This is a genomic window from Agrobacterium sp. MS2 (assembly GCF_003261015.1).
GTDB classification, from domain to species: Bacteria; Pseudomonadota; Alphaproteobacteria; order Rhizobiales; family Rhizobiaceae; genus Agrobacterium; species Agrobacterium pusense.
Genome location: NZ_QLNF01000064.1, coordinates 231201 through 241673 on the forward strand (window position 1 = coordinate 231201; position 10473 = coordinate 241673).

Here is a 10473-nt window from a genome sequence, read left to right on the forward strand (position 1 = left end):
GTATCCGCACGATCGGTTTCAACCCGGCGACGCCAGTCACATCAGCACGTAATCCACCGGACGCGGATCGGCCGGCAGGTCGGTATCGCCGATCGCCTCGCGCAGATTGATCTCGATTGTGGTGGCAAGGGCATTGATCGGCAGCGCGTTGAGGCCGGTGCCGAAGGGGTCCTCCAGCTCGTCGGACAGCGCATCGAGGCCGAAAAACGTATAGGCGATCAACGTACTCGTGAAAGGCGTCGCCCAGCCGAGCAGATCGGTGAAACCGAACGGCAGGAGAAGGCAGAAAAGATGCGCGGTCCGGTGCAGCAGCAGCGAATAACCGAAAGGAACCGGCGTGTGGCGAATGCGCTCGCACGAAGCCTGTGCGGCACCCATCTGCTGCACCGTGGCATCCAGCATCTGCAACTGTATATCGCTGATCTGGCCTTTGCCATGAGCGGCGACGATGGCGCCGGAGATTTCGCGCAGCAGCATGTCCGGCCTGTTGCGGCTGCGGGCATAGGTCTGCGAAAGGTCCTCCGGAACGAGGTCGGTGGCGACCGTCGCATTCGCCGGACGCAGATGTGAGACCAGCGCGTGACAGAAGGCGATGACAAGATCGGTGATCCGTCTGCGGGTGACGGGATCGGCCACATCCTGCCGGCCTTCCAGCATCACGGTCTGGCGTGCCAGCGTGCGGGCCACGGTAATCAGCGCGCCCCACTGCTTGCGGGCTTCCCACCAGCGGTCGTAACAGGCATTGGCGCGAAAACCGAGAAACACCGAAAGCGCGATGCCGAGCAGCGAGAACGGCGCTCCATTTAGCGCCGGCACCAGATCCGGGCGATCCTTGTGCGCCCAGACCACCAGCGTCGACAGCAGGAAAACCGCAAGCACCTGCGGAAAGATGCGGACGATGATGGAGCCGCGCACGATGAGGAAAAGCTGCAGCAGGTTCGGTTTTGGACGAACGATCATGGTGGAAACTCGAAATGCCTGTGGCGGGTGAGGGCGCGTGAAAATCCCTACCCTATCTACATGCTGGCTAGGCGGCCTTGTCCACCCTTTTTTGCGTGGTTGCGCACGGCGGCTGGCAGCGCTACGCGTCTATCGCGGGCATCGTCAATAGATGATCCGACCGTGCGGGGTGGAAGGAAATGTCGCGTGTCACGTTCACAACGGCTTCTTGATCTGTTGCAGATTCTTCGTTCCCACCGCATGCCGGTGAGTGGTGCAGCCCTTGCCGCTAAGACCGGCGTCAGCCTGCGCACGCTTTACCGTGATATAGCAACGCTTCAGGCGCAGGGCGCCGATATCGAGGGCGAAGCGGGCGTGGGTTATGTGCTGCGTCCCGGTTTCCTGCTGCCGCCGTTGATGTTTTCCCAGCACGAAATCGAGGCGCTGGTGCTCGGCTCGCGCTGGGTGGCGGGCCGCGCCGATGCCGGACTGGCGGAGGCTGCGCGCGCCGCACTCGTCAAGATCGCCGCCGTTCTGCCCGAAGCCCTGCGGGAGGAACTCGATCACTCCACCCTGCTTGTCGGTCCGGGGCAGGGGCTTGCGGCCATCCATGTCGATCTGGCGGCCATTCGCGATACGATTCGCAGGGAAAGCAGGGTCGTCATCACCTATCGCGACGAAAAGGGGGACGTGACGGAGCGGGTTATCTGGCCTTTCGCACTCGCTTTTTTCGATCTGGTGCGGGTGGTGCTGGGCTGGTGCGAGACACGGCAGGACTACCGCAGTTTCCGGGCTGACCGCATCGAAAGCTTTCGTCCCCTCGACGGCCGTTATCCGCGCCGCCGCCAGGTGCTGCTGAAAGAATGGCGCGAACGGGAAAAACAGCGGCGGCGGCAACATGCTGACAAAAACTGACAGCATCGGGGTCTAGAAACCGTTCATCCGCAACACAGGAGAACAACCATGACCCACCCCGATTTCACCATTCTTTACGTCGATAATCCGCCGGCCAGCACCGAGTTCTACAAGGCCCTGCTGGGCGTCGATCCCGTCGAAGCCTCCCCGACATTTTCCCTCTTCGTCCTTGCCAACGGCATGAAGCTCGGCCTCTGGTCGCGGCACACGGTGGAACCGAAGGCATCCGCTACGGGCGGCGGCGTCGAACTCGCCTTCCGCGTCGAAAACGACCTTCAGGTGGAAGAGACTTTCGCGAGCTGGAAGGCAAGAGGCGTCGCCATGCTGCAGCAGCCAGCGAAAATGGAGTTCGGTTATACCTTCACGGCCGCCGACCCGGACAGCCATCGCCTCCGGGTCTATGCCTTCGCGAGGTGATGACAAGCGGTTTGGCCGGGTTGGTCAAATAAAGCCATCCTCGTCCATGCACGCGGTATTCCGCACGTCCTGCTCCGCACTCTCCTCATCCCTGTGCTTGTCACAGGAATCCAGTCGACGCGCGTCTGCGCGGCGGGGAGAGCCCTGTCAGCCCAAGGACTTGGGCTGGCTGGATTCCTGGGACAGGCACAGGAATGAGGGCGGTGGGGAGGCGTCCGCGTGTGACAATCGCACGTCGCATCTGATGCCCTACGTCTTCACCGCCACGACAAAAAGGCGGGGAAACCGCAGAAGCAACCGGCCATCCGCCATCGGCGGATAGGCCTCCCTGATACGCCGCGTATAGTCGGCGAGGAAGGCTTCGCGGTTCTCCTCGCCGGCGGCGGCGAGATAGGGGCGCAGCCCCGTGCCCTTCACCCATTCGACGATGCTATCCGCATCTTTCATCGGGTGATTATAGATCGTGTGCCACACATCCACCCGCACGGATTTCGGTGAAAGCGCGTTGAAATAATCCGAAGGTGCGGGCAGGGGTTTGCGCCGCAACCGGCCATCGGAAAAAGTCTGCTTCCATGGGCCTTCGTCACCTGTCTCATGCATCGCGATATGCGTCGGCTCCTGCAGATTGTCAGGCATCTGCACGGCCAGAACGCCGCCGCTTTCCAGCTGGTCCATCAGCTGCGAAAGAATGGCGAGATGATCCGGCACCCACTGGAAAACGGCATTGGCGTAAAGCAGGTCCGCCTTCTGCGCCGGTTTCCAATGCGCGAGGTCGGCCTTGCCGAAGCGGGTGGTCGGCAGCCGGTCTGCTGCCTTCGCCAGCATATCATCATCGCTGTCAATACCGGTGATGACATTGACGCCGTAACGATCGGTCAGAAGCTCGGTCGAATTGCCGGGACCGCAACCGAGGTCATAGCCGTTCAGCACCCGCTCCAGCGGCACCTGAGCCAGGAGATCGCGTGCCGGGCGCGTCCGCTCGTCTTCGAATTTCAGATATTGCTGTGCGGACCATGCCATGATTTTTCTCCTGCGGACTGCCGTCAGATCGTCAGCATCGCATGGGCGAAATCGCCCCGCCATCATTCAATCGATGAATTATTGTGATGAATCTATTCACCAACCTTTTGTTTCGCCTCATAAAACATCCTGGCGGGGCCGCTGCTTTGTTATTTTCCATCAAAATCAGAAATCGCGGCAATTAAAACTTGACCTCATTGAGGGAGAGGCATTCACTCCGGCCCATTTCCCGCACATGCCCGGTTGCGCGCGCACAGCGTTCCTCATCCGGCAATGCATCAGAACAAAAAGACGGAGCGTTTTTTACCGAACGGAAACGCTCGAGACAGGAGACCATCATGAGCGTCGATACCGCACCCCGATCAACCACCTGGACCTATGTTGACGGTCAATGGCTGCCTGGCAATCCGCCGCTCATCGGGCCGACCTCGCATGCCATGTGGCTGGCCTCTACGGTATTCGATGGTGCACGCTGGTTCGATGGCGTCGCGCCTGATCTTGATCTGCACTGCCAGCGCGTCAATCGCTCTGCCGTCAACATGGGCATGAAGCCGACCATGACCGCCGAGGAAATCGAGGCCCTGGCGCTCGAGGGCGTCAAGAAATTTGATGGCAAGATGGCGATCTATATCAAGCCGATGTACTGGGCCGAACACGGCATGCCCGGCAGCGTCGTTGCACCGGATGCCAGTTCCACCCGGTTTGCGCTCTGCCTTTTCGAAGCGCCGATGGACGCCGGCAAGCCGCTGACGCTCACCGTCTCGCCGCTGCGCCGCCCCTCGCCGGAAACGGCAATGACGGACGCGAAGGCAGGCAGCCTTTATCCGAATAGCGGCCGCGCGATTCTGGAAGCGCGCTCACGCGGTTTCGACAACGCCCTGATGCGGGACATGAACGGAAATGTCGCAGAATCCGCCTCCGCCAACATCTTCATGGTCAAGGACGGCGTCGTTCTCACGCCGGTCCCGAACCGTACCTTCCTTGCCGGCATCACCCGTTCACGCGTGATCGGTCTTCTGCGCCAGGCCGGTTTTGACGTGCGGGAAGCGACGCTTTCGGTTGAGGATTTCCGTGAGGCCGACGAAATCTTCTGCTCCGGCAACTATTCCAAGGTTTCGCCTGTCGTGAAGCTCGACGACCGCGAGCTGCAGGCCGGCCCGGTCGCCCGCAAGGCGCTTGATCTTTATATGGAATGGGCACGTCTAGGCGCAGACGTCTGAATTCTGCATCTATTCGCGTGAAACGGCCATGACAGACATTCGTTCGGTCATGGCCATTTTTTTGCGATGCAAAAAAACCCTGAAAACAGGGGGTAATTTAATCCAATTTTAGAAAACAGAATTGTAGCTTGCGACATCTTCACTTCCGGGCAGCGGGGGCCGCCAGATGTCTTTCAGCATTCGAAATGTACTTGTAGGTTTTTTTCTCACCATCAGCCTTGCACTTGCCGGTTTGGTCGGCAACGAAGCCTGGCGCTCGGTCAATCGCGCCAGCGCCTTTTCTGAGGTTGCGCAGCTTGTCGCGCTCGACAAGCTTCTCTTCAACGCACTTCTGAATTTCCGCAGTGAGCGCGGCGACAGCGCCACCGCGCTCACTGTCGATCCTTCGAAATCGGCGGGCAGCGTCGCCAGCGTGCAGGCGGCGCGTCAGAAGGTGGATGCCGCCATGACGGCCTTTATCGCGCAGTCTCCGTCGATTGCAGATGCGAAGCTCCAGGGGCCGCTCAAGCGCGTGAGCGATGTCTACGCACAGTTCGTCGACCTGCGAAAGAAGGTGGACGCCAATATTTCCCAGCCGCTTGATCGGCGCGAAAACGGCCTCGACAAGACCGTGATGACGCTGGGCGCCGATTTCCTTGCGTCTCTCGAAGCCGGCTCGACTGCGCTGGAAGGCGCCGTCCGTTCGCTGGATCAGGGCCAGACAGGCCTCATCCAGCTGCGATCCTACGGCTGGTCCGCCCGCGCGCTTGGTGGCAGCGCCACCGTTGTCCTCAACGCTGCTGTGGCGCAGAACCGTCCTCTTACCGCCCAGGAAATGCAGCAGCTGGGCGCCTTCGATGCCGGCGCGGCTTTCGCGTGGAAAGCAACGGGCGATCTCGTGGCGCATGAATCGGCGCCGCAATCGCTCAAGGACATCTACGCCACTGCGGACAAGACTTATTTCAAGGGCGATTTCAACGCCCAGCGAACCAAGCTCATCGAAGACCTGAACAATGGCCGCACGCCGTCCTTTACCATGGATAGCTGGCGCACCACCGTCACGGAAAATCTCGGCACGATTGCCAAGATCGCTTCTGCCGCCATGGACGTGCTGGATGCCAACGCCGAGAAGGCGAAACAGGAAGCCTTCACCGATGCGGTGATCTTTCTCGCGGTCTTCGTGGTCACGCTTGCCCTCTGCATTGTCTCGCTCGCCGTCATCGTCGGCCGCGTCACCCGGCCGATCAGCCGGCTGACCAATGCCATGATGGCACTGTCGGGCGGCAATCTAGCAATCGATATCGCTGGCGCAAAACGCGGTGACGAGATCGGCGAGATGGCCCGGGCCGTGGAAGTTTTCCGTGAGGCCGCCATCCGCAATCGGCAGCTGGAGGCGGATGCCGTCGCAAACCGGGAACAGGCCGAACGCGACCGCATCGAGCTGCAGCAGCGTGCCGAGGCCGAAGCCGAAGCACGGCTCAACCAGGCGACGGGTTCGCTGGCAGGCGGCCTGCGCCGCCTCGCCTCGGGCGATATGCTCTGCGAGATCGCCACGCCATTCGCGCCGCAATTCGAGGCGCTACGGCACGATTTCAACAGCTCCGTGCACCAGCTTCGCGAAGCGCTGACCAGCGTCGGCCAGTCCGTGCAGACGGTGAATGGCGGCGCACACGAGGTGTCGTCGGCATCCGACGATCTTTCCCGCCGCACCGAACAGCAGGCCGCCTCCCTGGAAGAGACAGCCGCCGCGCTGGAAGAGATCACCGCCAACGTGTCCGCCACGTCCAAACGCGCCGGCGAAGCGCGCGACACGGTACGGGAAGCGCGGACGAAGGCCGATCTTTCCGGCAAGGTGGTGCGCGATGCCGTTGCCGCCATGGAACGCATCGAACACTCCTCGCGTCAGATCGGTCAGATCATCGGCGTCATCGATGAGATCGCCTTCCAGACCAACCTTCTGGCGCTGAATGCCGGCGTTGAAGCGGCGAGGGCGGGCGATGCCGGCAAGGGCTTTGCCGTCGTTGCACAGGAGGTGCGCGAACTGGCGCAGCGCTCCGCCAATGCGGCCAAGGAAATCAAGCAGCTCATCAATACGTCAGCCGTTGCGGTGGGCGAAGGCGTGAAGCTGGTGGCCGATACCGGCGTCGGGCTTTCCGAGATCGAGCAGCTGGTGCTTTCCGTCAACAGCCACATGGACGCCATCGCCACGGCGGCGCAGGAACAGTCGGCCGGCCTTTCCGAGGTCAACACCGCCGTCAACCACATGGATCAGGCCACGCAGCAGAATGCCGCCATGGTCGAGGAAATGAATGCGGCCGGTGCGGGGCTCGCACAGGAATGCGCCAACCTCCAGGCGCTGCTGGCGCAGTTCCAGCTTGGCCACCAGACCTCGGCCCTGCGGGAGACGGCGAGACAGATGCAGCGCGCTGCAAGCCCGGCCCCTGCGCCGGTCACCTCCGCCCCGAAAGCCCGCCCGATCGCTGCACGCGGCAATGCGGCACTGGCCGTGAAGGGTGACGACTGGACGGAGTTTTGAGAACGAAACTCGTGGACTGAATGTGTGGGTGGAGGCTTGGTTAGGGGCTCCGTCACCCCGGACTGGATCCGGGGTCCAGCGCGATCAAGTCCTTGATCGCGAAAAACTCTCTTCACGGCGCAGACGCGCCGTGGCTGGATGCCGGATCCAGTCCGGCATGACGGATGAGAGAGTACGGTTCCATGTCGTCAACAGGTCGAAGCCGGCCCTCGCAACCGGCGCGGACTTCACGTTTTCCGCACATCCGGCAGTGCTGCGGCAAGCGCCCGCAGCGGCGCAGTCATGTGTTTGTCGCGCCGCATCGCGAGAGCGATCCGGCGTTCGAGCGGCGGATTGAGTGAGCGCCATTGCAGCCCCGATGGAGTGGCGTCCTGTTCCACTGCCATGCGTGGAACGATGGCAAGGCCAAGCCCGGCGCCTGCAAGTTTCTTGATGGCTTCCACGCTGCCGAGTTCCATCGTCGGCTGCACGGCACGACCGCTTGCAGCGAACCATTGATCCACCAGCCTGCGCGTATTGCCGCCCTCGTAGAGCAACAGCGGCTTGGTCGAGAGCACATCTGCGGTGAGCAGCCCTGTGTCCGCGATCATATCTTTCGGGAAGACGGCGACCAGCTCATCGAAATGGATATCGCTGATATCGAGGCTGCGGCCGCTGGCGGGCAGGGCCACCACGGCGGCGTCGATCGTGTTGGCCTCCAGAAGCCGCAGGATATCGTGGGTATTGCCCGTCTGCACCACGATCTCGATGCCGGGCATGGCTGCGCGAATACGCCCCAGAACCGGCGGCAGGAGATAGATGCAGGCGGTGGCGCCCGTGCCGATGCGCAGGCGTCCCGTCACCCCGCTGCGATGCGGCGCGACCGTATCGATGGCGTGCGCCACCTCTTCTGCAATCCGCCTTGCATGAATGAGGAAGTCGCGGCCCGCCGCCGTCGGCTGGGCGCGCCTGCCTACCCTCTCGATCAGCCGCACGCCCAGCTGTTTTTCAAGCAGCCTTATGTGCAGGCTGATGGCCGGCTGCGTCACTCCGGCCTTGTCGGCGGCGGCGGAAAAGCTGCCGAGATCGGCCACATCCATGAAACTTCGCACTTGCCGAAGATCGAGATCCATCATCAAAGAAAACCTTATCGATTGTATAAGACAGATAATCTTTATTTTGGCTGCGCCGCAATGCACAATGACGGTGTGAATGATCCGCAGGACAAGAGAATGACCCTTTCCACCGTTTCCAGCCTTCTGATCCGCCCCTGTGAAGAGGCGGATATCCCAGCCATTACCGAAATTTACCGGGACGCCGTTTTGCATGGCCGCGCCAGCTTCGAGATCGATCCGCCAACGGCGGAAACGATGGCTGAGCGCCGCCGCCTTCTGGTGGAGGGCAATTTCCCCTATCTCGTCGCTGAGCGTGACGGCAAGGTGACGGGATATGCCTATGCCGGCGCTTATCGCGCCCGCCCGGCCTATGGCGCGACGGTTGAGGATTCCGTTTACATCGACCCTTCGATGAAAGGCATGGGTATTGGCCGCAAGCTGCTCGACGCGCTCATCAAGGAGGCGACCGTGCGCGGCTTCCGGCAGATGATCGCCGTCATCGGCGACAGCGCAAATGCGGCTTCGGTCGGCGTACATCGCGCCGCCGGTTTCGAGCACGTCGGAACCTTCAAATCCATCGGCTGGAAACACGGTCAATGGCTGGACACGGTGCTGATGCAGCGCGCACTGGGCGAAGGCGATACCACGCCGCGTTTCTGACCCGCGTCAGGGCTTGGTGGAGCCGGGAATTTCCACCTTCAGCGTATCGCCGGCAAGTTCGCTGCCGAGTTCCACGGCCTTTGTCTTCTTGTCATAGACGCAGATATGGCTGACCGTCACATCCGCGCCCTTCGTCCTGCCGGTCAGGATGGCAAGGCCGTAATTCTCGCTGCCAACGGGATCGACGACGGCCTTGGCGTCATCGATCATGTCTCCGGCTGCGGCAAGACAGGCAGTCTGCACATCCGCCACGAATTCCTTCCACGCATCGTCCGAAGATGCGGACGCAGGCAGGACAGCCGACGAGACGGCAACAAGAAGGGCGGCTGTGTGGATCATCGGGCGTATCATGGAATTTCCTTCCTGCAATCTCGATCAAAAGCGAACCGATAGGGTGGAAAACGGTACGCCAGCGATGTGAAACAAATATGGTGGCGGCCGGCGCGAGAGGAATTTTCTCTTTTGGCGGAACATTTTGATAATTCACAGGTTGCCCAAACAGAGCTTCGCTCCTATGGTCCGCTCACACGGTTTCTAGGAGCGGTAACGCGCTGCAAAAAGGAGTAAAAACCATGGCCTTCGAACTTCCCGAACTCCCCTACGACTACGACGCGCTTGCACCTTACATGTCGCGCGAGACGCTCGAGTTCCATCACGACAAGCACCACAAGGCATATGTCGACAACGGCAACAAGCTTGCAGCTGAAGCCGGTCTTTCCGACCTGTCGCTCGAAGAAGTCGTGAAGAAGTCCTTTGGCACCAATGCCGGTCTCTTCAACAATGCGGCCCAGCACTACAACCACGTTCATTTCTGGAAGTGGATGAAGAAGGGCGGCGGCGGCAACAAGCTGCCGGGCAAGCTTGAGCAGGCTATCGCCTCCGATCTCGGCGGTTACGACAAGTTCAAGGCCGATTTCATCGCAGCCGGCACCACGCAGTTTGGCTCCGGCTGGGCGTGGCTGTCCGTCAAGAACGGCAAGCTCGAAATCTCCAAGACCCCGAACGGCGAAAACCCGCTGGTTCACGGTGCAGAACCGATCCTCGGCGTCGACGTCTGGGAACACTCCTACTACATCGACTACCGCAACCTGCGTCCGAAGTACCTCGAAGCCTTCGTCGATAACCTCATCAACTGGGACTACGTCCTGGAGCGTTACGAAGCTGCTGCCAAGTAAGGCTTGCGACAAGCGTGGTTGCTGATCGAGGCAGCCACCTCTTGCGCGACGTCATCCTCGGCCTTGTGCCGAGGATCCGCGGATGTTCCCTGAAACGGGATGTCAGCAGATGCACCGGGACAGGCCCGAGCATGGCGACGGAAAGCTTGCGGAACCACCTATTGAACACCCGGCTCTCAGGCCGGGTGTTTTGCTTTGGAGCATATTCTGCTCCTGTCACAAGCCTGTCATCCGCCGGGTTTATCGCGGCGCATCATGACTGAAAAAACAACTCCTCTCTTCTCCTTCGGCATAGTCGCCGATCCCCAATATGCCGATATCGATCCGCGTCCCGAGATGGGCCGTCATTATCGCGAAAGTCCCAAAAAGCTCGCGGAGGCGGTGGATGCCTTCAATCGCGAAGATCTGGCCTTCGTCGTGACGCTGGGCGACATCATCGATCGCGGTTTTGAAAATTTCGATGCGATTCTTGCCGTTTACGACCGGCTTCGCCACCGCTCGCTCCTGCTGCCGGGCAA

At 61.1% G+C, this 10473-nt stretch carries 10 protein-coding genes and 1 pseudogene; 7 read left to right on the plus strand and 4 right to left on the minus strand.

What is annotated here, in order from left to right; translation table 11 throughout:
- Positions 1 to 36: 36 nt before the first annotated feature.
- Complete coding sequence (locus tag DOU54_RS18190; RefSeq protein ID WP_113382183.1) at positions 37 to 960, minus strand: bestrophin family protein; 924 nt, start codon at positions 958 to 960, stop codon at positions 37 to 39.
- Positions 961 to 1146: 186 nt separating this feature from the next.
- On the opposite strand from DOU54_RS18190, the gene DOU54_RS18195 reads away from it, so the two are divergent.
- Together DOU54_RS18195 and DOU54_RS18200 are read left to right on the plus strand one after the other, a co-directional pair.
- Positions 1147 to 1854, plus strand: a complete 708-nt coding sequence (locus tag DOU54_RS18195; RefSeq protein WP_113382182.1) for a helix-turn-helix transcriptional regulator — start codon at positions 1147 to 1149, stop codon at positions 1852 to 1854.
- Positions 1855 to 1902: 48 nt separating this feature from the next.
- Positions 1903 to 2271 (plus strand): VOC family protein, encoded by a 369-nt coding sequence (locus DOU54_RS18200; protein WP_113382181.1) that lies wholly within the window; start codon positions 1903 to 1905, stop codon positions 2269 to 2271.
- 249 nt (positions 2272 to 2520) lie between these two features.
- Here the strand turns inward: DOU54_RS18200 and tam are convergent, their stop codons facing one another.
- Positions 2521 to 3291, minus strand: coding sequence for a trans-aconitate 2-methyltransferase (tam, locus tag DOU54_RS18205; protein ID WP_004440553.1), 771 nt, complete (start codon positions 3289 to 3291; stop codon positions 2521 to 2523).
- 338 nt (positions 3292 to 3629) lie between these two features.
- On the opposite strand from tam, the gene DOU54_RS18210 reads away from it, so the two are divergent.
- Positions 3630 to 4511, plus strand: a complete 882-nt coding sequence (locus DOU54_RS18210) for a branched-chain amino acid aminotransferase (protein WP_004440555.1) — start codon at positions 3630 to 3632, stop codon at positions 4509 to 4511.
- Between the two features lie 166 nt (positions 4512 to 4677).
- Positions 4678 to 7026, plus strand: a complete 2349-nt coding sequence (locus DOU54_RS18215) for a methyl-accepting chemotaxis protein (protein WP_034495901.1) — start codon at positions 4678 to 4680, stop codon at positions 7024 to 7026.
- Between the two features lie 227 nt (positions 7027 to 7253).
- Here the strand turns inward: DOU54_RS18215 and DOU54_RS18220 are convergent, their stop codons facing one another.
- The gene (locus DOU54_RS18220; RefSeq protein ID WP_113382180.1) at positions 7254 to 8141 is read right to left on the minus strand and encodes a LysR family transcriptional regulator; all 888 of its coding nucleotides are present in this window, start codon (positions 8139 to 8141) and stop codon (positions 7254 to 7256) included.
- Positions 8142 to 8237: 96 nt separating this feature from the next.
- Here DOU54_RS18220 and DOU54_RS18225 point away from each other — a divergent pair, with 96 nt between their 5' ends.
- Positions 8238 to 8780 carry a GNAT family N-acetyltransferase gene (locus DOU54_RS18225; protein WP_045532766.1) on the plus strand — a complete coding sequence of 181 codons (543 nt, stop codon included), beginning with the start codon at positions 8238 to 8240 and terminating at the stop codon, positions 8778 to 8780.
- 6 nt (positions 8781 to 8786) lie between these two features.
- Here DOU54_RS18225 and DOU54_RS18230 read toward each other — a convergent pair whose 3' ends face one another.
- Positions 8787 to 9119: a hypothetical protein gene (locus DOU54_RS18230; RefSeq protein ID WP_502695975.1), complete on the minus strand. Its 333-nt coding sequence runs from the start codon at positions 9117 to 9119 to the stop codon at positions 8787 to 8789.
- A gap of 233 nt (positions 9120 to 9352) precedes the next feature.
- Between DOU54_RS18230 and DOU54_RS18235 the strand changes: the two genes are divergently transcribed.
- Positions 9353 to 9955 (plus strand): superoxide dismutase, encoded by a 603-nt coding sequence (locus DOU54_RS18235; protein ID WP_006700042.1) that lies wholly within the window; start codon positions 9353 to 9355, stop codon positions 9953 to 9955.
- 255 nt (positions 9956 to 10210) lie between these two features.
- Positions 10211 to 10473, plus strand: a pseudogene (locus DOU54_RS28255) (metallophosphoesterase); the annotation flags it as partial.